This window comes from Mitsuaria sp. RG (genome assembly GCF_028369275.1).
GTDB lineage: Bacteria > Pseudomonadota > Gammaproteobacteria > Pseudomonadales > Pseudomonadaceae > Aquipseudomonas > Aquipseudomonas peradeniyensis.
Window position 1 is genome coordinate 196,176 of the sequence record NZ_JAQMYQ010000002.1, and the last position, 22,313, is coordinate 218,488.

The following is a 22,313-nucleotide window of genomic DNA, read 5'->3' on the forward strand; positions in this document are numbered from 1 at the left end:
GATCGCCTGTAGGAGCGGCCTTGTGCCGCGAAAGGGCCGCACAGCGGCCCCTGCGATTCACCTGACCACGCGATACGTGCTCTGCACAAACCCACTCTCGTAACTGGTCGTCTTCATGTGCTGCAACAGCACATCCTTCGCCAAATCCCCGAACAACGGAATCCCCTGCCCCAGCAGCACGGGAATGCGGGTGATGGTCATCTCGTCCACCAGCCCCTCGCGCAGGAACCCCTGAATCAGCTTGCCGCCATCCAGGTACAGGCTTTTCGCGCCCGTGGCCTGCAGGTGCTCGAGCAATGCCGGGATCGGCCCTGGATGCAGTTCGACCTGCGCCGGCGCGCCCTTGGGCAAGGCCTCGAGGCTGGCGCTGACCACCACGACCCGCGTATCGGCATATGGCCACTCACCAAAGGTCATGACCTTGTCGAAGGTCCCGCGCCCCATCACCAGCGTGTCGACGCCCGCCATGAACCCGGCGTAGCCATGGTCGTCGGTGGATTGGGTCGCGCCCATCAGCCAATCGAGGCCGCCGTCTTCACGGGCGATGTAGCCATCCAGGCTGGTGGCGATGAAAACACGGGCTTTGAGGGACATGCGTGGCGCTCCTGCGGGCAAAGGCCACAGGGTAGCAAGGGTGGGAATATAAATCGCGGACAAAAGAAAAAGGGCATCTCATTCGAGATGCCCTTTTTACATGGTGGGTCGTGTAGGATTCGAACCTACGACCAATTGGTTAAAAGCCAACTGCTCTACCAACTGAGCTAACGACCCGGAAAATGGTCGGGGTGAGGGGATTCGAACTCCTGACATCCTGCTCCCAAAGCAGGCGCGCTACCGGACTGCGCTACACCCCGAGATTGGCTCCGCGACCTGGACTCGAACCAGGGACCCAATGATTAACAGTCATTTGCTCTACCGACTGAGCTATCGCGGAACTGAACTTCGGTACATCTTTACTGCTTCGAAGTCTGTGTTAGCTTCGAACTCTTTAGCTGCTTCGCTTTCGCGTTGTCGCTGCTGAGGCCGGCTATTCTACATTCTTCGTTTTGCTTGTCAACCACTTTTTTTCGTTCAACTTACTGATTTGTAAGTTGTTTTGCGATCCCCGATGTTGCTGGTGATTCGCTCAGTGCCTGACAGCGGGGCGAATATTAGGGGCACTCTGAATTTTGTGCAAGCACTTTTTTCAAAATTTTCAGCAAGTTAGGTAGGAAGCCGAAAAATCAGGGGTTTGCGGCGCCTGCACTGGCCTTATCGCGGGTCAAGCCCGCTCCCACGCATAGGGTACCTGGTGGCACCGATCAGCGTGGGAGCGGGCTTGCCCCGCGATGGCATCAGGACAACCAACATAAAAAAGCCCCGCTTTCGCGGGGCTCTTCATGATGGCAGTGATCAGCCGAAGACAATCTCTTCGCCCTGCACCTTCGCAGTGATCGCCGCACCCGGCAGGAACTCGCCAGACAGGATCAACTGCGCCAGCGGGTTCTCGATCCAGCGCTGGATCGCACGCTTGAGCGGCCGTGCGCCATACACCGGGTCGTAACCAACGGCGATCAGCTTGTCCAACGCCTCCGGGCTCAGGCTCAGACTCAACTCGCGCTCGGCCAGGCGACCGCGCAGGCGACCAAGCTGGATCTCGGTGATACCGGCGATCTGCTCGCGGCCCAGTGGCTCGAACACCACCACTTCGTCGATACGGTTGATGAACTCCGGACGGAAGTGCGAACCCACCGCGTCCATCACCGCCGCGCGCTGTGCCTCGCGATCACCGGCCAGTTCCTGGATCTGCGCCGAGCCCAGGTTGGAGGTCATCACGATCACCGTGTTGCGGAAGTCCACGGTACGGCCGTGGCTGTCGGTCAGGCGGCCGTCTTCCAGCACCTGCAGCAACACGTTGAACACATCCGGGTGGGCCTTCTCCACCTCGTCGAGCAGCACCACCGAGTACGGCTTGCGGCGCACGGCTTCGGTCAGGTAGCCGCCCTCTTCATAGCCCACGTAGCCTGGTGGAGCGCCGATCAGGCGAGCCACGGAGTGTTTCTCCATGAACTCGGACATGTCGATGCGCACCATGGCCTCTTCGGTGTCGAACAGGAACTCGGCCAGCGCCTTGCACAGCTCGGTCTTGCCCACGCCGGTGGGCCCAAGGAACAGGAACGAGCCGCTGGGGCGGTTCGGATCGGACAGCCCGGCGCGGGAACGGCGCACAGCGTTGGCCACGGCGGTCACCGCCTCGTCCTGGCCAATCACCCGTTCATGCAGCAGGCTTTCCATCTTCAGCAGCTTCTCGCGCTCGCCTTCGAGCATCTTGGCCACGGGAATGCCGGTCCACCTAGAGACCACTTCGGCGATTTCTTCCTCGGTCACCTTGTTGCGCAGCAGCTGGTTGTCGGTCTTGCCGTGCTGGTCGACCATCTGCAGGCTGCGCTCCAGGTCCGGGATTACCCCATACTGCAACTCGGCCATGCGGCTGAGATCGCCCTTGCGGCGGGCGGCTTCCAGCTCCTGGCGGGCCTGCTCGATCTTCTGCTGGATCTGCGCCGAGCCCTGCACCTCGGCTTTTTCCGAGGCCCAGATCTCTTCGAGGTCGGCGTACTCGCGCTCCAGGCGGTCGATTTCCTCGGTCAGTTTCTCCAGGCGCTTCTTCGCGGCTTCGTCTTCTTCTTTCTTCAGCGCCTGGGATTCCACCTTCAGCTGGATCAGGCGACGGTCGAGGCGGTCGAGCACTTCCGGCTTGGAGTCGATCTCCATGCGGATGCGGCTGGCCGCTTCGTCGATCAGGTCGATGGCCTTGTCCGGCAACTGGCGGTCGGTGATGTAGCGGTGGCTGAGCTTGGCCGCGGCGATGATCGCGCCATCGGTGATGGCCACCTTGTGGTGCACTTCATAGCGTTCTTTCAGGCCGCGCAGGATGGCGATGGTGTCTTCCTCGCTCGGCTCTTCCACCAGCACTTTCTGGAAGCGGCGCTCGAGGGCGGCATCCTTCTCGATGAACTGGCGGTATTCGTTGAGCGTGGTGGCACCGACGCAATGCAGCTCGCCACGGGCCAGGGCCGGCTTGAGCATGTTGCCGGCGTCCATGGCGCCCTCGCCCTTGCCGGCGCCGACCATGGTGTGCAGTTCGTCGATGAACAGGATGATCTGGCCTTCCTGCTTGCTCAGTTCGTTGAGCAGGCCTTTGAGGCGCTCTTCGAACTCGCCGCGGTACTTGGCGCCAGCAATCAGTGCGCCCATGTCCAGGGCCAGCAGGCGCTTGCCTTTCAGGCCATCGGGCACCTCGCCGTTGATGATGCGCTGGGCCAGGCCCTCGGCGATGGCGGTCTTGCCCACGCCGGGCTCGCCGATCAGCACCGGGTTGTTCTTGGTGCGGCGTTGCAGCACCTGGATGGTGCGGCGGATCTCGTCGTCACGGCCGATCACCGGGTCCAGCTTGCCTTCTTCGGCGCGCTTGGTCAGGTCGACGGTGTACTTGTCCAGGGCCTGGCGCGATTCCTCGGCGTTGGCGTCGTTCACCGCCGCGCCGCCGCGCAGGTTGTTGATGGCGTTCTCCAGGGCCTTCTTGCTCACGCCCTGGCCGAGCAGCAGCTTGCCGACCTTGCTGTTCTCGTCCATGGCGGCGAGCAGCACCAGTTCGCTGGAGATGAACTGGTCGCCCTTCTGCTGGGCCAGGCGGTCGGCCTGGTTGAGCAGGCGCGCCAGGTCCTGGGACATGTTCACATCGCCCGTGGGGTTCTGGATTTTCGGCAGCTGGTCGAGCTCCTTGGTCAACGCCTTGCGCAGGCTGTTGATGTCGAAGCCGACCTGCATCAGCAGCGGCTTGATCGAGCCGCCCTGCTGGTCGATCAGCGCCTGCAGCAGGTGCAGGGGCTCGATGGCCGGGTGGTCCATGCCCACGGCCAGGGATTGGGAGTCGGATAACGCGAGTTGCAGCTTGCTGGTCAGTCGGTCTATTCGCATGGGGGATACCTTCCTTTAAAGGGCAGGCGGAGCGATGGACAGCACCTGTAATGAAGAACCTGCCTGAGATGACCAATAGATAAGGGTGATTCTGGAAGATTCAAGCGTAGCGGGGTTGACAGAGGTCAGCACCAGTGACGTGAGACAACGTGGGAGCGGGCTTGCCCCGCGATGGCGTCAGCAGTTGAGATTGAGGTGGCAGGGCCTGCGCTATCGCGGGGCAAGCCCGCTCCCACGCGATGTCCGCGTGGGCCGGGTAAGGTCAGCGCGGCTGCAGCCAGACCAACGAAGCGAAGCGCCCACCCTGCGGAGTGCGGCGATAGGAGAAGAAACGCGGGTCACTGACCGTGCAGAACCCGCCACCATAAACGGCGGTAACGCCACGCGCCGCCAGGCGGATCCGCGCCAGCTGGTAGATATCGGCCATCAGCTTGCCAGGACGCTCGCCGTCAACAAAGGCTGCGGCGGCCTCGGGATGCACGGCGGTAAAGGCATCGCGCACTTCCATACCCACCTCGAACGCCTGCGGCCCGATGGCCGGGCCCAGCCACACCATGACCTCTTCAGGCGCCAGCGCCAGGCGGTCAAGTGTGGCCTCCAGCACGCCACCGGCCAGCCCGCGCCAGCCGGCATGGGCAGCTGCCACACGGGTACCGGCACGGTCGCAGAACAACGCGGGCAGGCAATCAGCGGTCATCACGGTGCAGGCAATGCCCGGCTGGTCTGTCCAGCTGGCATCGGCTTCGGCAACCACGGCGGGATCGGCATCCGCCACCACCAGCCCGTGCACCTGCTTGAGCCAGGCGGGCTGGATGGTGAATTCGTCGCTCAGGCGTCGACGGTTCTCGGCCACCGCCTGCGGGTCATCACCCACATGGTCGCCCAGATTGAAGGATTCATAGGGCGGCAGGCTGACGCCGCCCTCGCGGGTGGTGACGCAGGCGCGAACCGAGGCCGGGGCCGGCCAGTCGGGGAGGATCAGCGACTGCGCCAGGCCACTCATCCGATGAAGCTCTCGCGGTCCTGGTCGAGCAGCGACAGCAGCCACTGGAAGTCGTCTGGCAACTCCGACTTCCATTCCATGCGCTCACCCGTGGTCGGGTGGTCCAGCGCCAGGAAACGCGCGTGCAGGGCCTGACGCGGGAAGTGCTTGACCGCCTCGACCATGGCCACGCTGGCAGCCGGCGGGATGCGGAAGCGTGCACCGTAGGTCTGGTCGCCGACCAGCGGATAGCCGACATGTGCCATGTGCACACGGATCTGGTGGGTGCGCCCGGTTTCCAGCTTGACCCGCACATGGGTGTGCGAACGGAAGCGCTTGAGCACGCGGTAGTGGCTGACGGCCGGCTTGCCGCCCTCGGTCACCGCCATGCGCTGGCGCTCGCCGCCGTGACGGCCGATCGGCGCGTCGATCTTGCCGCCGGCGATCACCACGCCGACCACGATGCACTCGTAGATGCGGCTGACCGAACGTTTTTGCAGCTGGTCGACCAGGTTGGTCTGCGCCTGCAGGGTCTTGGCCACCACCATCAGACCGGTGGTGTCCTTGTCCAGGCGGTGCACGATGCCGGCACGCGGCACATTGACGATGTCCGGGACATGGTGCAGCAGGGCGTTGAGCAAGGTGCCATCGGGGTGACCGGCCGCCGGGTGGACCACCAGCCCGGCGGGCTTGTTGATCACCAGGATCTGGTCGTCCTCGTAGACGATGTCCAGCTCGATGTCCTGAGCCACCCATTCGCCCTGGGCCTCCTGCTCGGCTTCGAGGGCCAGGATGGAGCCGGTGTGGACGGTGTCGCGCGGTCGCAGCACCGCGCCATCGACGGTCAGGCGGCCATCCTTGATCCACGAGGACAGGCGCGAACGCGAGTACTCGCCGAACAATTGGGCGGCGACCTGGTCGAGGCGTTGGCCGCCCAGTTCGGACGGGACCTCTGCGCTAAGTTGAATGATCTCGGACATGCTCGAATCGACGGGCGTTCAGCCTTTGGTTTCGGCTGCGCGCTTGTGGTTAAATACGGCTTCTTTTGCCCCGGGGTTTGGCCGGGGGCGCTCATCATAACAGGACGGCACCGCCCAAGACAGCGGCCGTCAAAGGGACGCAAGCCGCCATGCAAGTGAAACACCTGCTGCTGATCGCCATCCTCGGGCTCACCGCTGCCTGTTCCTCGAACAAGGAAGTCATTGACGAGAACCTCAGCGAGGCCGAGCTGTACCAGCAGGCGCAGGCCGACCTGGACAACTCCAGCTACACCAGCGCCGTGAACAAGCTCAAGGCCCTGGAATCGCGCTACCCGTTCGGCCGCTACGCCGACCAGGCCCAGCTCGAGCTGATCTACGCCAACTATAAAAACTCCGAGCCCGAGGCCGCCAAGTCCGCCGCCGAGCGCTTCATCCGCCTGCACCCGCAGCACCCGAACGTCGACTACGCCTACTACCTCAAGGGCCTGACCTCGTTCGACCAGGACCGTGGCCTGCTGGCGCGCTTCCTGCCGCTGGACATGACCAAGCGTGACCCGGGCGCCGCCCGCGACTCGTACAACGAGTTCGCCCAGCTGACCAGCCGCTTCCCCAACAGCCGCTACGCCCCGGACGCCAAGCAGCGCATGATCTACCTGCGCAACCTGCTGGCCTCCTACGAGATCCACGTGGCCAACTACTACCTGAGCCGCGAGGCCTATGTGGCCGCCGCCAACCGTGGCCGCTACGTGGTCGAGAACTTCCAGGAAACCCCGTCGGTGGGTGATGGCCTGGCGGTGATGGTCGAGTCGTACCAGCGCATGCACCTGGACGAACTGGCGGCCACCAGCCTCGAGACCCTCAAGCTCAACTACCCGAACCACCCGAGCCTGGTCGATGGCCAGTTCGTCGCCAAAGTGGATGAAAACGGCAACCGCTCGTGGCTGTCCAAGGCCACCCTGGGCCTGATCGACACCCAGGCGCCGCTGCCACCGGGCGAGACCCGCGCCAACCAGGACGTGGTCAAGCAGTTCCAGGATGCCCGCTCCGAGATTCCGCAGGAGCTGCTGCCCAAGGACGAGAACGGCGACCCGATCCTGCCGGAAGGTCCGAAGGAAGCCGAGAAGGACCGCTCGTGGTTCAGCTACATGACCTTCGGTCTGTTCGACTGATACCACGCACGCAAAGAAAGGGAGGCCCGAGGCCTCCCTTTTTTCATGCCTGCGTCCTAGACTGTCGGCTTCTTTTCTCGACAAGCTGGACACCATGGTTCGCCTACTCTTCTGGATCGCCCTGATCGCCGCCGCGTTCTGGCTGTGGCGCAAGTTCAAGACCAGTCAGCAATCACCTGCCGAGCCGCGCCTGCAGGACCCGCTGAAGATGGTGCGCTGCGCCCATTGCGGCGTGCACCTGCCCAATGACCGGGCGTTGCAGCGTGGCCAGGAGTGGTACTGCAGCCAGCAGCATCTGGAGCAGGGGCCAGGCCAGCAGCGCTGACAGCCTACGCGCCCTCTCTCTGTAGGAGCGGCCTTGTGCCGCGAAAGGGCTGCGTAGCGGCCCCAGGATTTCAGCGTTGACGCAAAGATCGCCGGGGCCGCTTTGCGACCCTTTCGCGGCACAAGGCCGCTCCTACAGTGGGTTATGCGCTCAGCCCAACCGCCCCGCAGGCGCATACGGCGCCGGATCGATGATCGGCTCGCGCCCCAGCAGCAAATCACCGAACAGCTGGCACGACGCCGGCGCCAGCACCAGCCCGTTGCGGTAATGCCCGCAGTTCAGCCATAGCCCTTCATGCCCCGGCACCGCGCCGATATACGGGATACCTTCCGGCGAGCCAGGACGCAGGCCAGCCCAATGCCCGACCACCTCGGCATCCGCCAGCGCCGGCAGCAACTCCACCGCCGAGGCCTTCAGGCTCTCCAACGCATCCCCGGTCGGGGTCTTGTCGTAGCCGGCATGCTCCAGCGTACTGCCCACCAGGATATGCCCGTCGCGACGCGGGATCGCATAGCGCCCCTTGGCCAGGACCATGCTCGGCAAGAAGTCCTCGGCGCACTTGAACAGGATCATCTGCCCCTTCACCGGCTCCACCGGCAGCGTCAGCCCGAGGGTCTGCAGCAGGTCGCCGCTCCAGGCTCCGGCACTGAGCACCACATCGTCGGCGGCGATCACTCCGTCCTCGGTCTGCACACCGGTAACGCGGCCACCTTCATGGACGAACCCGCTGATCTGGCAATGCTCGCGCAGGGTCACGTTCGGCAATGCCTGCAGCGCGGCCTTCAGCGACTTCACCAGCCGCGGGTTGCGCACGTTGGCCACGCCCGCCATGTAGATGGCATGGCGGTAGCCCGGGCCAAGCACCGGCACGGCGTCGTAGGCCGCCGAGATATCCACTGCGCTGAGCGGGCGCTGCTCGCGCGCGGCCCAGGCCAGGGCCTCGATTTCGTCGTCCAGGTCCAGCCAGTACAGCCCGGTGGTATGCACCTCGGGGTCGACACCGGTGCTGGCGAACAGACGCTCGCCCAGCTGTGGATAAAAATCCTGTGACCAGTGCGCCAGGGCGGTCACCGCCGGGCTGTAGCGCCACGGGTACAGCGGCGAAACGATCCCGCCACCGGCCCAGGACGACTCCCGACCCACCTCGCCCTGGTCGCACACCACCACCCGGTCGACATCCGCCGCCAGGTTGAACGCGGTCAGCAGGCCGATGACACCGCCGCCGACAATCACTACTTGCTTGCTCATGGTTCGATCCAACACCTGAAGTAATTCCACGGTGCCTGGGCACCTCATGATCTTCAGCTTCCCCAGCACGCCTGGTCGCCCGCGCCCGTGTTATCGCGCACGCCCGCCTGGTCGAGCAGGAAGTCGCCGCAACGGTCATCCGCCATGAAGGCCTCGGGCACACGGCTGGCGCGCAGGCTGAACCGGTCAGTGTCGCGCCAGGCCTGCAGGCGGTAGTAGCGTGTGCCCGCGGGCAACACGGTGGTCAGCTGCTCGTTGTCGGCATAACCGCCCACGCGTGCGCGGTGCTGCTCCAGGCGCAATGCCGCGTCCTGCAGCAGGCCGACCGCTTCGCTTCGCGCGGCGCGCCGCAACTGGTCGCTGTAGCTGGGGTAGGCAATGGCTGCCAGCATGCCGATCAGCGCCACGACAATCAATAATTCGATCAGACCAAGGCCGCGCTGCATCTCAGCCCTCCCCCAGGCGCTGGCGCCAGCTGATCCGCTTCACCGCGCCGTCATCGTCGATGGCATAGACCGCCTCCAGCAGTTGCCGCGCGCGGGTTTGAAGGCCCACCGCCGTCACCCGGACCAGCGTCAGCCTGTCCCCGACGGGCTGGCCCGCGACACGCAGGCTGTCTCCCAGGGTTTGCAGGTAAACGAAGCCACTTTGGGTCGCCAGCCAGGGTGGGGAAGGCTGCGTATCAGGTGGACTTGGCGGCGGACAGGCCTGACATGGGACCGGGATGCCGCCTGCCAGCAGTTCCACACCTTCGAGCAAGGCTGCCTCCGCCTGCTCGAAGGCTCGTGCGCCGGCCAGTTGATCGCCTGCCTGGCGTTGCTGCAACAGTGCCTCGCGCAGCGCCAGGGTTGCCAGCAGGCCGAACAGCAGGCTCAGGATCAACGCCAGCACCAGCACGATGCCACGCTGCCCCGTCACGACTCGGCTCCCGGGTTGCGCAGGGCCACGCTCAGCGAATGCTGCTGCTCGAGCCCATGCTGCCGGTCATCCAGGGTCAGGCGGATATCCAGGCGCTCGCCCGCGCCCGCCTCGACACGGTTGACCTCCAGCGCCCGCACCTGGTCGATGAGACTGGCATGCTGCGCATTGCTGGTGAGCATCAGGCTGCCGTTGCGCACCCGATAGGTCACCCGGCGCACCGGCAGCGCCAGCAACTCGCCGTCCCCGACGTGCTGCCCGGGCTGCACCCGCGCCCAACTGCGGCAGTCGCTGAGCACGGTCCAGTCCGGGCTGCCGAGCAACCCGGGCAACTCAGCGCCGACCAGGGTCAGGCTGTCGCCCATGATCTCGATGGGCGAGGCGAAAGCCTGGGCCGCGCCAGGATCGGCAAAGTCCTCGGCTTCAAGACGCAGGCAACCGAACATCCCCGCCTGGCGAATATCCTCGGCCATTCGCTGCAAGGCCAGGCGGGCGTCATCCTGCAGGCGCGCCGCCGCGCCTTGCAGTTGCAAGGCCTGATACGCCGAGACGAATACCTGGCCGGCAGCCACCAGCAGCATCAGGCCCAGCGCCAGGGCCAGCAGTGCCTCGACAAGGCCCAAACCCACCTGCCGGTGCCTCATGGCAGCACCCTGCCCTGCACGCTCAGCGACTGCCGCCCCCCTCCCAGGCCCGGCCAATCGACGTCCAGCACCAGCACGCCCCCGGCCAGGTTCATGCGCCCTTGCGCCGCACTACCGAGCACCTGGGTCAGGCGCGACTGCCAGGCTGCTTCCTCGCCCGCCTCGAGCGCCCCGGCAGCCCTGACCCGCTCCAACATGCCCTGGGCCAATTGCAACACCTGCGCTTCCCGCCGCGCCCCTTCGACGGCCTGCAGCCCACGCAGCTGCAAGGCCGCCGATGCGAACAGTCCCAGCGTCAGCAGCGTGCCAGCCAGCAGCACCTCCAGCAGCGTCATGCCCCCTTCCCTCGCCCCCATAACCCCCTCCTGGGATCTTTCCTAGGCCGCAACCCGAACCGGCCGACTGGCGCCTTTGTTGGGCGTCCTGGAAGCTACAGAGAAGCACTTCCAGGGAGGAATGCAGCGTGGGGCAACAAGGCGTAACACTGATACAAATGATGTTCGCACTGGGCGTGCTGAGCCTTCTGACACACCAGGGCATATCGGCCTACAGCAAGTTCAGCGATGAGCTTTACGTCGGTGCCGTGGCCAGGGAGCTGGCACAGGCCCTGCGCGGCGCCCGTAATCAGGCGGCGCTAAGGCACCAGGCCGTGCTGGTCAGGCCGCTGGAGGAGAATTGGGGCAAGGGCTGGCGGGTGGTGCTGGAGCAGGATGGCGAGCTGTTGCAGGCGCATCGCCTGCACAGGCCGCTGAGGATTGCCACGACCTCGGACCGGGTCGTGAGGTTCAGCGCCCGGGGGGCGCCGCTGGGGATGGGCTTCGTCGGCACCACGCTGGACATCTGCCCGCGCACCACCCTCGACAGCCGTCATCAGGTGGTGCTCAGCCCCAGTGGCCGGGTCAGCCTGCGCAACGACGAGGGCCGCCGCTGTGCACCGGACTGACTCAGATCGAGCGGACCCGCAGCTCCTTGGGCATGGAGAAGGTGATGTTCTCCTCGCGCCCGTCGAGCTCTTCGGCGCCGGTCGCGCCCCAGGCCTTGAGCTGGTCGATCACGCCACGCACCAGCACCTCGGGCGCCGAGGCCCCGGCGGTGATGCCGATGCGCTCGGCCCCGTCGAACCAGCTGCGTTGCAGGTCCTCGGCGCCGTCGATCAGGTAGGCCGGGGTGCTCATGCGCTCGGCCAGCTCGCGCAGGCGGTTGGAGTTGGAGCTGTTGGGGCTGCCGACCACCAATACCACGTCGCACTCGTCGGCCAGTTGCTTGACGGCATCCTGGCGGTTCTGGGTGGCGTAGCAGATGTCGTCCTTGCGCGGGCCGCCGATGTTCGGGAAGCGTTCGCGCAGGGCGTCGATCACCCGGCTGGTGTCGTCCATCGACAGGGTGGTCTGGGTGACGAAGGCCAGGTGGTCAGGGTTGCGCACCTGCAGCCTGGCGACATCGTCCTCGTCCTCGACGAGGTAGATGGCACCGCCGTTGCTGGCGTCGTACTGACCCATGGTGCCTTCGACTTCCGGGTGCCCCTCGTGACCGATGAGGATGGTCTCACGGCCGTCGCGGCTGTACTTGGCAACCTCGATATGCACCTTGGTCACCAGCGGGCAGGTGGCGTCGAACACCTTCAGGCCACGGCCGGCGGCTTCCTGGCGCACGGCCTGGGAAACGCCATGGGCGCTGAAGATGACGATGACGTCGTCCGGCACCTGGTCCAGCTCTTCGACGAAGATCGCGCCACGGTTGCGCAGGTCCTCGACCACGAACTTGTTGTGCACCACTTCGTGGCGCACATAGATCGGCGGGCCGAAGACTTCCAGGGCGCGGTTGACGATCTCGATCGCCCGGTCGACCCCCGCGCAGAAGCCGCGCGGGTTGGCGAGTTTGATTTGCATGCTCGGCTCCAGGCTCACACGGCCTTCACGTCGAGGATCTGCACCTCGAAGTTCAGGGTCTTGCCAGCCAGTGGATGGTTGAAATCGATGGTCACCTGGTTGTCGTCGAACGCCTTGACCACGCCCGGAAGCTCGGTGTTGGCGGCGTCGTTGAAGATCACCAGCAGCCCTTCGGACAGCTCCATGCCTTCGAACTGCGAGCGCGGCATCACCTGCACGTTCTGCGGGTTGTGCTGGCCGAAGGCGTTCTCCGGGGCGATGCTCAGCTTGCGCTGGTCACCGGCCTTGAAGCCGAACAGGGCATTCTCGAAGCCCGGCAGCAGGTTGCCGTCGCCGACCTTGAACGTGGCCGGGGCCTTGTCGAAGGTGCTGTCGACGGTGTCGCCGTTTTCCAGGTGCAGCGCGAAGTGCAGGGTGACTTCGGTGTTCTGGCCAATGCGGGTTTCAGTCATGGACGGCTTCCTCGGACTTCTTGCTCTTGAACATGTCCAGCGCCAGCATCACCGCGCCCACGGTGATCGCGCTGTCGGCCAGGTTGAAGGCCGGGAAGTAGTAGCGGTTCTGCCAGTGCACCAGGATGAAGTCGACCACATGGCCCAGCACGACGCGGTCGTACAGGTTGCCCAGCGCGCCGCCCAGCACCAGGGCCAGGGCCACGGCCAGCCAGGTCTCGTTGCGCCCCAGGCGCTTGAGCCAGACCACCAGCACGGCGCTGACCACCACGGCGATCAGCGCGAACAGCCAGCGCTGCCAGCCGGAGCTGTCGGCCAGGAAGCTGAATGCCGCGCCGGTGTTGTAGGCCAGGGTCCAGCTGAAGTAGTCGGGGATGACCACGATCTGCTGGTACATGGTCAGCGCGCTGTCGAAGTACAGCTTGGTGGCCTGGTCGAGGACCAGGACCACCAGGCTCAGCCAGAGCCAGGCAAGGCGCCCGAAGCGCCCCGCGGAAGCGTTAGGCATAGTGGCGCACCTCACCGGAGCCGCTCAGGTTGTCGACGCAACGGCTGCAGATCTCCGGATGCTCCGGGTGGCTGCCGACGTCGGCGCGGAAGTGCCAGCAGCGACCGCACTTGGCGTGACCGGACTTGACGACTTTCAGCTTGAGGCCTTCAACTTCGGTTGTCACCGCGTCGGCCGGCGCCTGGACGAACGGCACGACACTGGCGGCCGAAGTGATCAGCACGAAGCGCAACTCGTCGCCCAGCTTGTTCAAGTCGGCGCTCAGGGCGTCGTCGGCGAACAGGGTGACTTCGGCCTGCAGGTTGCCACCGATGGCCTTGGCCGCGCGCTGGTTCTCCAGTTCCTTGTTGACCGCGGTCTTGGCGGCCATGATGCGTTCCCAGTACTCGCGACCCAGCTCGAAACCTTCCGGCAGTTCGCTCAGGCCTTCGTACCAGGTGTTGAGCATCACCGACTCGTTACGCTCGCCCGGCAGGTATTGCCACAGCTCGTCGGCGGTGAACGCCAGGATCGGCGCGATCCAGCGCACCAGTGCCTCGCTGATGTGGAACAGCGCGGTCTGGCAGGAGCGGCGGGCGACACTGTTGGCGCCAGTGGTGTACTGGCGGTCCTTGATGATGTCGAGGTAGAAGCCGCCCAGCTCCTGCACGCAGAAGTTGTGGATCTTCGAGTAGACGTTCCAGAAACGGTACTCGCCATAGTGCTCTTCCAGCTCGCGCTGCAGCAGCAGGGTGCGGTCGACCGCCCAGCGGTCCAGGGCCAGCATGTCTTCGGCCGGCAGCAGGTCGCGGGCCGGGTCGAAGCCGGACAGGTTGGAGAGCAGGAAGCGCGCGGTGTTGCGGATGCGGCGGTAGGCGTCGGCGCTACGCTGCAGGATCTGATCGGAAACCGCCATCTCGCCGGAGTAGTCGGTGGCCGAGACCCACAGGCGCATGATGTCGGCACCCAGGGTGTCGTTGACCTTCTGCGGCTCGATGGTGTTGCCCAGCGACTTGGACATCTTGCGGCCGTTCTCGTCCACGGTGAAGCCGTGGGTCAGCAGCTCGCGGTACGGCGCGTGGCCGTCGATGGCGCAACCGGTGAGCAACGACGAGTGGAACCAGCCACGGTGCTGGTCGGAGCCTTCCAGGTACAGGTCGGCGCGCGGGCCGGTGGCGTGGCCGATGTCGTGGGAGCCGCGCAGCACGTGCCAGTGGGTGGTGCCGGAGTCGAACCATACGTCGAGGGTATCGGTGATCTTGTCGTACTGGCCGGCTTCGTCACCGAGCAGCTCGGCGGCGTCCAGCTTGAACCAGGCCTCGATGCCTTCTTTCTCGACGCGCTTGGCAACTTCTTCCATCAGTTCGACGGTGCGCGGGTGCAGCTCGCCGGTCTGCTTGTCGAGGAAGAACGGGATCGGCACGCCCCAGTTGCGCTGACGCGAGATGCACCAGTCCGGACGGTTGGCGATCATCGAATGCAGGCGCGCCTGGCCCCAGGCCGGAACGAACTTGGTCTCTTCGATGGCCTTGAGCGCGCGCTCGCGCAGCGGCTCGCCGGTGGTCGGCTGCTTGTCCATGCCGACGAACCACTGCGCGGTGGCGCGGTAGATCAGCGGGGTCTTGTGGCGCCAGCAGTGCATGTAGCTGTGGCTGATGGTCTCGGTGTGCATCAGCGCGCCGACTTCGCTGAGCTTGTCGACGATGGCCGGGTTGGCCTTCCAGATGAACTGGCCGCCGAAGAACGGCAGCGACTCGACGTACACGCCGTTGCTCTGCACCGGAGTGAGGATGTCGTCGTTGACCATGCCGTAGCGCTTGCAGGTGACGAAGTCGTCTTCACCGTAGGCCGGCGAGGAGTGAACCACGCCGGTACCGGCGCCCAGCTCGACGTAGTCGGCCAGGTAGATCGGCGACAGACGGTCGTAGAACGGGTGGCGGAAGTTGATCAGCTCCAGGGCCGAGCCCGGAGCGGTGGCGATGACCGAGCCTTCCAGCGCGTAGCGCTTCAGGCACGACTCGACCAGCTCCTCGGCCAGCACCAGCAGACGCTCGCCGGTATCGACCAGGGCGTACTTGAAGTCCGGGTGGATGTTCAGCGCCTGGTTGGCCGGGATGGTCCACGGGGTGGTGGTCCAGATCACGATGGCGGCGGGCTTGGCCAGCGCGCCCAGGCCGAAGGCGGCGGCCAGCTTGTCGGCATCGGCCACCTGGAAGGCGACGTCGATGGTCTGGGATTTCTTGTCGGCGTACTCGACCTCGGCTTCAGCCAGGGCCGAGCCGCAATCGAAGCACCAGTTCACGGGCTTGAGGCCCTTGAACACGAAGCCTTGCTTGACCATCTCGGCCAGGGCGCGGATTTCACCGGCCTCGTTGGCGAAGTTCATGGTCTTGTAGGGGTTGTCCCAGTCGCCCAGCACGCCCAGGCGGATGAACTCGGTCTTCTGCCCTTCGATCTGCTCGGCGGCGTACTCGCGGCACAGCTCGCGGGTGCGGTCGGCGGTCAGGTGCTTGCCGTGGGTGACCTCGACCTTGTGCTCGATCGGCAGGCCGTGGCAGTCCCAGCCCGGCACGTACGGCGCGTCGAAGCCGGACAGGGTCTTGGAGCGGACAATCATGTCCTTGAGAATCTTGTTCAGCGCATGACCGATGTGGATCTTGCCGTTGGCATAGGGCGGGCCGTCGTGCAGGACGAACTTCGGACGATCCTTGCCAATCTCGCGCAACTTACCGTACAGGCCAATACTGTCCCAGCGCTGCAGGATCTGCGGTTCGCGCTGAGGCAGGCCGGCCTTCATGGGGAAGGCGGTGTCCGGAAGGTTAAGCGTGGCTTTGTAGTCGGTCATTTCAGGCTCTTCGTTAGCGGTTGAGCGTGCCAGTGGGCACGTGCGGCGGCGATGTCCGCGTCGATCGCCGACTTCAGCGCCTCCAGGGAGGCGAAACGCTGCTCTTCACGCAGCTTGTGGTGGAATTCCACCGTCAGGCGCCGGCCATACAGGTCGCCGGCGTAATCCAGGAGATGAATCTCCAGGTGAGGACGCCCGTCACCGACGACGGTGGGGCGCACTCCGATATTGCCGACACCCGGCCAGGCCTTGCCGTCGATCTCGATGCTGGCCAGGTAGACCCCGGACAGCGGCACGCGACGGCGCTTGAGCTGGATGTTGGCGGTGGGGGTGCCGAGCTGGCGGGCCAGCTTCTGGCCATGCAGCACGCGCCCGGTGATACGGTACGGACGCCCCAGCAGGTGCTCGGCCAGCTCGAAGTCGCCTTCGGCCAGGGCCTTGCGCACTTCGGTGCTGCTGACCCGCAGGCCGTCCTGAACCACGGTGTTGGCCGCCTCGACGCTGAAGCCGTGGCGCTTGCCGGCTTCGGAGAGGAAGACGAAGTCGCCGGCGCGGTCGCAGCCGAAACGGAAGTCGTCGCCCACTTCGAGGTGGCGCACGCCCAGGCCATCGACCAGCACCGCCTTGACGAACTGCTCGGCGCTGAGCTGGCTCAGGCGCTGGTTGAACGACAGGCACAGCACCCGATCGATGCCCTCGCCGGCCAGCAGCTCGACCTTGTCACGCAGGCGGGCCAGGCGCGCCGGGGCGCTCTGTGGGGCGAAGTACTCGCGCGGCTGCGGCTCGAAGATCACCACGCAGGTGGGCAGGCCCAGTTCCTGACCGCGTTCGCGCAGGCGCGCGAGGATCGCCTGGTGGCCCCGGTGGACCCCGTCGAAGTTGCCAATGGTGGCGACACAGCCCCGGTGCTCGGGGCGCAGGTTGTGAAGACCTCGAACCAGCTGCATAACGCGCTTCTTGCTCATAAAGTGGCCGATTATAACCACACCCGGGCGCTGGTGACAGGCAGCAGCGCCCCCATGGGGCGTGGAATGCGAAAAACCGACGCCTGACCCCTCTGGCGCCTCAATGCAACGCCTTGCGGGCGAAATGCCGAGGGCGCAAACCACACAGGAACAGGCAGCCGAAGTAAGTCACCACGCCCGCCGCGATCAGCGCCCCGAGGCGCAGGAAGCGCGCGAGCATGTTGCCGTGCTCCCAGGCTGGCAGGTAGTGCATGCCCAGCAACAGCACAGCCGACATCAAGGTCACCGCCAGCACCAGCTTGAGCAGGAACGGCGTCCAGCCCGGCTGCGGCTGGAACAGCTGCTGGCTGCGCAGCTTCCAGTACAGCAGGCCGGCGTTCAGGCACGCGCCCAGGCTGATGGCCAGGGCCAGCCCGGCATGGGCCAGCGGGCCGACCAGGGCCAGGTTGAACAGTTGGGTGCAGACCAGGGTGAAGACCGCGATCTTCACCGGCGTGCGGATATTCTGCTGCGCATAGAAGCCAGGTGCCAGTACCTTGACCAGGATGATCGCCAGCAGGCCCACCGAATAGGCGATCAGGGCGCGCTGGGTCATCGCGGCGTCGAAGGCGGTGAACTTGCCGTACTGGAACAGCGCCACGGTCAGCGGTTCGGCGAGAATGGCCAGGGCCAGGGTGCAGGGCAGCACCAGCAGGAAGCACAGGCGCAGGCCCCAGTCGAGGATCCGCGAATACTCCTCGCGGTCCTTGTTGGCGTAGGTCTTGGCCAGGGTCGGCAGCAGGATGGTGCCCAGGGCAACGCCCAGCACGCCGGATGGCAGCTCCATCAGGCGATCGGCGTAGTACATCCACGACACCGAACCTGCCACCAGGAACGAGGCGAAGATGGTGTTGATGATCAGCGAGATCTGGCTTACCGACACCCCGAGGATGGCCGGCAGCATCTGCTTGAGCACGCGCCACACCCCGGTGTCGCGCAGGTTCAGGCGCGGCAGCACGAGCATGCCGATCTTCTTCAGCGCCGGCAGCTGGTACAACAGTTGCGCCAGGCCACCGGCCAGCACGCCCCAGCCCAGGGCCATGATCGGCGGGTCGAAGTACGGCGTCAGCAGCACGGCGAAGGCGATCATCGCCACGTTGAGCAGCGTGGGGGTGAACGCCGGCACGCTGAAGCGGTTCCAGGTATTGAGGATCGCGCCGACCAGCGACGACAGCGAGATCAGCAATATATAAGGAAAGGTCACCCGCAGCAGCGAGGTGGTCAGCTCGTATTTTTCCGCGTTGTCGACGAAGCCCGGCGCGGTGGCCCAGACCACCCAAGGCGCGGCGAGGATGCCGATGACCGTGACCAGGGCCAGGACCAGGGTCAGCAGGCCGCTGACATAGGCGATGAAGGTCCGGGTGGCCTCCTCGCCCTGCTGGGTCTTGTACTCGGCCAGGATCGGCACGAAGGCCTGGGAGAACGCCCCCTCGGCGAAGATCCGCCGCAGCAGGTTGGGCAGCTTGAAGGCGATGAAGAAGGCGTCGGTGGCGATGCCGGCGCCGAACACCCGCGCCAGGATGGTATCGCGCACGAAGCCGAGCACCCGGGAAATCATGGTGATTGAACTGACGGCGGCCAGGGATTTGAGCAGGTTCATCGAAAAGTTTCACGCCAGGGGCAGAGGACGCTGCCAGACAGCGTCCGAATGTGCGATACTCCCGCGCCTTCGCAGGGGAGCCAAAAATTCCCGAGTTTACAGGTCGTGCGACAGAAAGGAATATTTCCCTCCTGTTGGCTCACCACTCGGCGGAACCCTGCAAGTGGCCTTGACATCCGATCGACTCATCGGCATGATTCGCGGCCTATTTTGTTTGCTATTTACCTAAAGTCTTTCGAGGAGCTCGACGGTGGCCAACTCACCTTCCGCCAAGAAACGTGCAAAACAGGCTGAGAAGCGTCGCAGCCACAACGCCAGCCTGCGTTCCATGGTCCGCACCTACATCAAGAATGTAGTCAAAGCCATCGACGCAAAAGACGCCGAAAAAGCGCAAGCCGCTTACGTTCTGGCTGTACCTGTAATCGACCGTATGGCCGACAAGGGTATCATCCACAAGAACAAAGCTGCTCGCCACAAAGGCCGTCTGAATGGCCACATCAAGGCGCTGAAAGAAGCTGCAGCTGCCTAAGCGACGTTCTTGTCGAAAAAACCGACCCTAGGGTCGGTTTTTTTATGCCTGCAATAAAGTGTGGGTTGCCTATATAAAGAAGGCCCATGGCGTAATGCCTGTCAGTTAGCGCTTCATCGCTCTTGGTTGGGGCTGCTTTGCAGCCCTTCGCGGGTAAACCCGCTCCCACAGGATCGCGCAAACGCTGAATCGAGCGCTGTACTTGTGGGAGCAACTGTCTTGCTCAATTTCTAGAATCTGGCGCGATCCGTGTGGGAGCGGGCAAAGCCCACCAGCACCACGCCTGCCAACCAGCGAACTACCCTGCCGCTCAGTCCACCGCAGCCTGCAGCCTGCCCACCCGACGGTACGCCTGCCGTGCGAAACACACGAACAACCCCGCCATCAGCGCCAGCGCCATGGGCAAGCCATGGGGCGCCACGTCCATCGCCGCGCCGCTGACCAGCGGCCCGACCAGGCTGCCGACACCCCACAGCAGGCCGACACTGGCATTGGCGGTCACCAGGTCCTGCCCCCTGAAACGCTGTCCGATCAACACCAGCGCCAGGGTGTAGATGCCCCCGGCCACCGCCCCGAGCACCACCAGCAGCGGCCACAGCAGCCAGGTCATCTGCAGCAGCCAGGGCAAGGCAATACCGATGCTCATCGCCACCAGCCCGCACACCAGGTGCAGCCCGGTGCGCTCGACCCGGTCGGCGAGCCAGCCCAGGGGCAGCTGGAAGATCATGTCGCCGGCGAACACCACGGTCACCATCAGCGCCGCCACGCCCACGGCAAAACCGTGGCTGCTGGCGTACACCGGCAGCAATGACAGCACCACCGCATCGAAGAACGAGAAGAACAGCACCGCCACGCACAAGGCCGGGGCGACGCGGAAGAAGCCGGCCAGGCCGAAGCTCTTCTCGCCCTCGTCGCCATGCTCGACATGGTCGTTGGGCACGGTGAACAGGATGCACAGCAGCGCCAGGCCGTAGCAGACGGTGACCACCCCGGTCAGCCATGGGCTGTCGGCGCCGAGCAGCGCCAGCAGTGCCGGGCCGAGCACCTGGAAGCCGGTGAAGCTGGTGGCGTACAGGGCCATGATCTTGCCGCGGTTGTGCTCCGGACACAGCTCGTTGACCCACGATTCGCCGAGGATGATCGCGATGCCCATGCCGATGCCGAGCCCCAGGCGCAGCAGCGCCAGCCACAGCATCGAGTCGAAGGCCCATTCCAGCAGGGCGATGCTCAGGGTGCACAGGCTGAAGCTGAGCAGGTAGATGACGCGCCGGGTCAGGTGCCGGCAGCAGGCGTCGACCATAAAGGCCGAAAGCATCATGCCCGCGGCCGGGATCGCCGAGATGATGCCGATCTCCAGTGTCCCCGCCCCCGCCTCGTGCAAACGCAACGACACCAGTGGCAGGCTCGCCCCGAGACTGAAACCGACCACCGACACGGCGAACAACAGGCCCACCAGCAAACGCATGTTCATGTACCACTCCTTGCAAGCCGGTGAGCAGGGGCTCTGGCCCTGGCCGACTGGAAAATCCGCTGAAAGATATTCGAACGCAGGCGCCCGCAGTCACGCCGCAATGGCGCTGGATGCAGCGGCACGGATCAGTTCAGGGCAAGGTGTGGCGAGAAGGTGAAGGCGAACAGCACGCTGCGTCGACGCTTGAGCACCGTGTCGCTCGGCCACGCGCGGCGCGCTGTCGGGGCGACAGGCTGGCGGTGCGGGCGGGTCACATCGGTACGGCGCATCACGTGAACTACGCAGGGATTGAGGAGGCGGCACTCTAGGCCATACGGATCCAAATCGTCAATCGTCGGCCTTGATGCACTTCCCTCTAGGAGCGGCCTTGTGCCGCGAAAGGGCTGCGAAGCAGCCCCTGGATTGTCGCGTTTAACCAAAGATTGCCGGGGCCGCTTCGCAGCCCTTTCCGGCCGGTCCGACGCCTCGGCAAGGCCGCTCCTACAAAGAGTGCGCATGGCCGACTTTCAACGTTTTCCAGTGGACGGCAGGAACACCGCCAACAACCCAAACAACGGCAGGAACGAGCAAACCCCATACACATACTCGATCCCACGCAGATCAGCCACATACCCCAGCAGCGCCGCGCCGATGCCACCGAAGCCGAACATCAGCCCGAAGAAGATCCCGGCAATCATCCCGACATTGCCCGGCACCAGTTCCTGGGCATACACCACGATGGCCGAGAACGCCGACGCCAGGACAAAACCGATCACCACGCTGAGCACGGTGGTCCAGAACAGGTCGGCATACGGCAGCGCCAGGGTGAACGGCGCCACCCCGAGGATCGAGAACCAGATCACCGCCTTGCGCCCGATGCGGTCACCGATCGGCCCGCCGAAGAAGGTGCCCGCCGCCACGGCGCCGAGGAACAGGAACAGGTGCAATTGGGAGCTGGCCACCGACAGCTGGAACTTCTCGATCAGGTAGAAGGTGAAGTAGCTGGTGAAGCTGGACATATAGAAGTACTTGGAGAACACCAACAGGCCCAGCACCACCAGCGCCAGGATCACCCGCTGGCGCGAGATGCCGTGGGTGGCCTGCACTGCCTTGCGCGCCTTGGCCTGGTTGAGGTGCTCCTTGTACCAGCGGCGCAGCATCAGGGTCACGGCGAAGAAGAACAATCCGGCCACGCCGAACCAGGCGACATGGGTCTGGCCGAAAGGAATGACGATCGCCGCCGCCAGCAGCGGGCCGAGGGCGGAGCCGGCGTTGCCGCCAACCTGGAAGCTCGACTGCGCCAGGCCGAAGCGCCCACCGGAAGCCAGCCGGGCGATGCGCGAGGTCTCGGGGTGGAAGGTCGACGAGCCGATGCCCACCAGCGCCGAGGCCAGCAGGATCATCGGGAAGCTGCCGACGAAAGCCAGCATCACGATGCCCACCAGGGTGCACACCGTGCCCAGCGGCAGCAGGTTCGGCGTGGGCCGCTTGTCGGTGAAAAAGCCCACCCACGGCTGCAGCAGCGAGGCGGTGATCTGGAAGGTCAGGGTGATCAGGCCGATCTGGGCGAAGCTCAGGTTGTAGTTGGCCTTGAGCATCGGGTAGATCGCCGGCAGCACCGACTGGATCAGGTCGTTGATCAGGTGCGCCAGGGCGCAGAAACCGATGATGCGCATCACCAGCGGCGAGGCCTGGTTTGCCGGGCTGCTGGCGCTTGAAGTCGTGGTACTGCTGATGGCCATGGGCTGGATGTCCGTCCGCGGATTGGGATCCGATTATCGTGAAACAAATAGATACGAAGCTACCTTTTTATTTTGCCGGGCCTTCCATCCGA

22 protein-coding genes and 3 tRNA genes are annotated in these 22,313 nt (G+C 65.0%); 4 read left to right on the top strand and 21 right to left on the bottom strand.

The annotated features are described in order from the left end of the window. Positions 1 to 57: 57 nt before the first annotated feature. The 7 genes from POF53_RS02320 to rluD form a co-directional block, all read right to left on the bottom strand. Entirely contained in the window at positions 58 to 594 is a 537-nt protein-coding gene (locus POF53_RS02320) for a dihydrofolate reductase family protein (RefSeq protein ID WP_498966182.1), read from the bottom strand. A gap of 101 nt (positions 595 to 695) precedes the next feature. Continuing rightward, positions 696 to 771: transfer RNA gene (locus tag POF53_RS02325), tRNA-Lys, on the bottom strand. A gap of 6 nt (positions 772 to 777) precedes the next feature. Further along, positions 778 to 854, bottom strand: a tRNA-Pro gene (locus tag POF53_RS02330). 4 nt (positions 855 to 858) lie between these two features. Next, positions 859 to 934: transfer RNA gene (locus tag POF53_RS02335), tRNA-Asn, on the bottom strand. 458 nt (positions 935 to 1,392) lie between these two features. After that, positions 1,393 to 3,957 carry an ATP-dependent chaperone ClpB gene (gene clpB / locus POF53_RS02340; RefSeq protein ID WP_498966184.1) on the bottom strand — a complete coding sequence of 855 codons (2,565 nt, stop codon included), beginning with the start codon at positions 3,955 to 3,957 and terminating at the stop codon, positions 1,393 to 1,395. Between the two features lie 262 nt (positions 3,958 to 4,219). Further along, a complete protein-coding gene (gene pgeF, locus POF53_RS02345; RefSeq protein WP_498966186.1) occupies positions 4,220 to 4,960 on the bottom strand; it encodes a peptidoglycan editing factor PgeF in 741 nt (246 codons plus the stop codon). Beyond that, complete coding sequence (gene rluD, locus POF53_RS02350) at positions 4,957 to 5,919, bottom strand: 23S rRNA pseudouridine(1911/1915/1917) synthase RluD (protein ID WP_203648040.1); 963 nt, start codon at positions 5,917 to 5,919, stop codon at positions 4,957 to 4,959. Before rluD ends, pgeF begins: the two co-directional genes overlap by 4 nt. 149 nt (positions 5,920 to 6,068) lie before the next feature. Between rluD and POF53_RS02355 the strand changes: the two genes are divergently transcribed. Further along, positions 6,069 to 7,088, top strand: a complete 1,020-nt coding sequence (locus POF53_RS02355; protein ID WP_050703667.1) for an outer membrane protein assembly factor BamD — start codon at positions 6,069 to 6,071, stop codon at positions 7,086 to 7,088. 94 nt (positions 7,089 to 7,182) lie between these two features. Then, positions 7,183 to 7,413 (top strand): PP0621 family protein, encoded by a 231-nt coding sequence (locus tag POF53_RS02360; RefSeq protein WP_050703666.1) that lies wholly within the window; start codon positions 7,183 to 7,185, stop codon positions 7,411 to 7,413. Positions 7,414 to 7,563: 150 nt separating this feature from the next. Here the strand turns inward: POF53_RS02360 and thiO are convergent, their stop codons facing one another. From thiO to POF53_RS02385, 5 genes are read right to left on the bottom strand one after another with little or no spacing between them, the layout of a single operon-like run. Beyond that, positions 7,564 to 8,661 (bottom strand): glycine oxidase ThiO, encoded by a 1,098-nt coding sequence (gene thiO / locus POF53_RS02365; RefSeq protein ID WP_498966188.1) that lies wholly within the window; start codon positions 8,659 to 8,661, stop codon positions 7,564 to 7,566. Between the two features lie 53 nt (positions 8,662 to 8,714). Next, entirely contained in the window at positions 8,715 to 9,107 is a 393-nt protein-coding gene (locus tag POF53_RS02370; protein ID WP_232857364.1) for a type IV pilin protein, read from the bottom strand. 1 nt (position 9,108) lies between these two features. Further along, positions 9,109 to 9,579: a hypothetical protein gene (locus tag POF53_RS02375; RefSeq protein ID WP_203648043.1), complete on the bottom strand. Its 471-nt coding sequence runs from the start codon at positions 9,577 to 9,579 to the stop codon at positions 9,109 to 9,111. Next, positions 9,576 to 10,223: a PilW family protein gene (locus POF53_RS02380; protein ID WP_498966191.1), complete on the bottom strand. Its 648-nt coding sequence runs from the start codon at positions 10,221 to 10,223 to the stop codon at positions 9,576 to 9,578. The genes POF53_RS02375 and POF53_RS02380 overlap by 4 nt, the downstream gene beginning before the upstream one ends. Further along, positions 10,220 to 10,558 (bottom strand): hypothetical protein, encoded by a 339-nt coding sequence (locus tag POF53_RS02385; protein ID WP_498966193.1) that lies wholly within the window; start codon positions 10,556 to 10,558, stop codon positions 10,220 to 10,222. Before POF53_RS02385 ends, POF53_RS02380 begins: the two co-directional genes overlap by 4 nt. A gap of 158 nt (positions 10,559 to 10,716) precedes the next feature. Between POF53_RS02385 and POF53_RS02390 the strand changes: the two genes are divergently transcribed. After that, the gene (locus POF53_RS02390; RefSeq protein ID WP_498966195.1) at positions 10,717 to 11,166 is read left to right on the top strand and encodes a GspH/FimT family pseudopilin; all 450 of its coding nucleotides are present in this window, start codon (positions 10,717 to 10,719) and stop codon (positions 11,164 to 11,166) included. A 1-nt stretch (position 11,167) separates the two neighbouring features. Here the strand turns inward: POF53_RS02390 and ispH are convergent, their stop codons facing one another. From ispH to murJ, 6 genes are all read right to left on the bottom strand, one after another. Next, a complete protein-coding gene (ispH, locus tag POF53_RS02395) occupies positions 11,168 to 12,112 on the bottom strand; it encodes a 4-hydroxy-3-methylbut-2-enyl diphosphate reductase (RefSeq protein WP_028689902.1) in 945 nt (314 codons plus the stop codon). A 14-nt stretch (positions 12,113 to 12,126) separates the two neighbouring features. After that, positions 12,127 to 12,564: an FKBP-type peptidyl-prolyl cis-trans isomerase gene (locus POF53_RS02400; RefSeq protein ID WP_023629753.1), complete on the bottom strand. Its 438-nt coding sequence runs from the start codon at positions 12,562 to 12,564 to the stop codon at positions 12,127 to 12,129. After that, positions 12,557 to 13,072 carry a signal peptidase II gene (gene lspA, locus POF53_RS02405; RefSeq protein WP_203648045.1) on the bottom strand — a complete coding sequence of 172 codons (516 nt, stop codon included), beginning with the start codon at positions 13,070 to 13,072 and terminating at the stop codon, positions 12,557 to 12,559. The genes POF53_RS02400 and lspA overlap by 8 nt, the downstream gene beginning before the upstream one ends. Continuing rightward, positions 13,065 to 15,896, bottom strand: coding sequence for an isoleucine--tRNA ligase (ileS, locus tag POF53_RS02410; protein WP_498966198.1), 2,832 nt, complete (start codon positions 15,894 to 15,896; stop codon positions 13,065 to 13,067). The genes lspA and ileS overlap by 8 nt, the downstream gene beginning before the upstream one ends. Then, positions 15,893 to 16,843 (bottom strand): bifunctional riboflavin kinase/FAD synthetase, encoded by a 951-nt coding sequence (gene ribF / locus POF53_RS02415; protein WP_254465225.1) that lies wholly within the window; start codon positions 16,841 to 16,843, stop codon positions 15,893 to 15,895. The genes ileS and ribF overlap by 4 nt, the downstream gene beginning before the upstream one ends. Positions 16,844 to 16,961: 118 nt before the next feature. Next, a complete protein-coding gene (gene murJ / locus POF53_RS02420; protein ID WP_498966201.1) occupies positions 16,962 to 18,500 on the bottom strand; it encodes a murein biosynthesis integral membrane protein MurJ in 1,539 nt (512 codons plus the stop codon). Between the two features lie 250 nt (positions 18,501 to 18,750). Between murJ and rpsT the strand changes: the two genes are divergently transcribed. After that, entirely contained in the window at positions 18,751 to 19,029 is a 279-nt protein-coding gene (gene rpsT, locus POF53_RS02425) for a 30S ribosomal protein S20 (RefSeq protein WP_023533220.1), read from the top strand. Positions 19,030 to 19,339: 310 nt separating this feature from the next. Here the strand turns inward: rpsT and POF53_RS02430 are convergent, their stop codons facing one another. The 3 genes from POF53_RS02430 to POF53_RS02440 all read right to left on the bottom strand — a co-directional run bounded on the left by POF53_RS02430 (position 19,340) and on the right by POF53_RS02440 (position 22,221). Further along, on the bottom strand, positions 19,340 to 20,500 hold the full coding sequence (locus POF53_RS02430) for an MFS transporter (RefSeq protein ID WP_498966203.1): 1,161 nt from the start codon (positions 20,498 to 20,500) through the stop codon (positions 19,340 to 19,342). A 125-nt stretch (positions 20,501 to 20,625) separates the two neighbouring features. After that, a complete protein-coding gene (locus POF53_RS02435) occupies positions 20,626 to 20,769 on the bottom strand; it encodes a hypothetical protein (RefSeq protein ID WP_186734725.1) in 144 nt (47 codons plus the stop codon). Between the two features lie 237 nt (positions 20,770 to 21,006). Further along, positions 21,007 to 22,221 (bottom strand): MFS transporter, encoded by a 1,215-nt coding sequence (locus tag POF53_RS02440; RefSeq protein WP_186734724.1) that lies wholly within the window; start codon positions 22,219 to 22,221, stop codon positions 21,007 to 21,009. Positions 22,222 to 22,313 lie beyond the last annotated feature (92 nt).

Bases quoted from the DNA above. Each gene is read 5' to 3' on its own strand.
- POF53_RS02320 (WP_498966182.1), bottom strand. From the start codon at position 594: ATGTCCCTCAAAGCCCGTGTTTTCATCGCCACCAGCCTGGATGGCTAC.
- clpB (WP_498966184.1), bottom strand. From the start codon at position 3,957: ATGCGAATAGACCGACTGACCAGCAAGCTGCAACTCGCGTTATCCGAC.
- pgeF (WP_498966186.1), bottom strand. From the start codon at position 4,960: ATGAGTGGCCTGGCGCAGTCGCTGATCCTCCCCGACTGGCCGGCCCCG.
- rluD (WP_203648040.1), bottom strand. From the start codon at position 5,919: ATGTCCGAGATCATTCAACTTAGCGCAGAGGTCCCGTCCGAACTGGGC.
- POF53_RS02355 (WP_050703667.1), top strand. From the start codon at position 6,069: ATGCAAGTGAAACACCTGCTGCTGATCGCCATCCTCGGGCTCACCGCT.
- POF53_RS02360 (WP_050703666.1), top strand. From the start codon at position 7,183: ATGGTTCGCCTACTCTTCTGGATCGCCCTGATCGCCGCCGCGTTCTGG.
- thiO (WP_498966188.1), bottom strand. From the start codon at position 8,661: ATGAGCAAGCAAGTAGTGATTGTCGGCGGCGGTGTCATCGGCCTGCTG.
- POF53_RS02370 (WP_232857364.1), bottom strand. From the start codon at position 9,107: ATGCAGCGCGGCCTTGGTCTGATCGAATTATTGATTGTCGTGGCGCTG.
- POF53_RS02380 (WP_498966191.1), bottom strand. From the start codon at position 10,223: ATGAGGCACCGGCAGGTGGGTTTGGGCCTTGTCGAGGCACTGCTGGCC.
- POF53_RS02385 (WP_498966193.1), bottom strand. From the start codon at position 10,558: ATGACGCTGCTGGAGGTGCTGCTGGCTGGCACGCTGCTGACGCTGGGA.
- POF53_RS02390 (WP_498966195.1), top strand. From the start codon at position 10,717: ATGATGTTCGCACTGGGCGTGCTGAGCCTTCTGACACACCAGGGCATA.
- ispH (WP_028689902.1), bottom strand. From the start codon at position 12,112: ATGCAAATCAAACTCGCCAACCCGCGCGGCTTCTGCGCGGGGGTCGAC.
- POF53_RS02400 (WP_023629753.1), bottom strand. From the start codon at position 12,564: ATGACTGAAACCCGCATTGGCCAGAACACCGAAGTCACCCTGCACTTC.
- lspA (WP_203648045.1), bottom strand. From the start codon at position 13,072: ATGCCTAACGCTTCCGCGGGGCGCTTCGGGCGCCTTGCCTGGCTCTGG.
- ileS (WP_498966198.1), bottom strand. From the start codon at position 15,896: ATGACCGACTACAAAGCCACGCTTAACCTTCCGGACACCGCCTTCCCC.
- ribF (WP_254465225.1), bottom strand. From the start codon at position 16,843: ATGCAGCTGGTTCGAGGTCTTCACAACCTGCGCCCCGAGCACCGGGGC.
- murJ (WP_498966201.1), bottom strand. From the start codon at position 18,500: ATGAACCTGCTCAAATCCCTGGCCGCCGTCAGTTCAATCACCATGATT.
- POF53_RS02430 (WP_498966203.1), bottom strand. From the start codon at position 20,500: ATGAACATGCGTTTGCTGGTGGGCCTGTTGTTCGCCGTGTCGGTGGTC.
- POF53_RS02435 (WP_186734725.1), bottom strand. From the start codon at position 20,769: ATGCGCCGTACCGATGTGACCCGCCCGCACCGCCAGCCTGTCGCCCCG.
- POF53_RS02440 (WP_186734724.1), bottom strand. From the start codon at position 22,221: ATGGCCATCAGCAGTACCACGACTTCAAGCGCCAGCAGCCCGGCAAAC.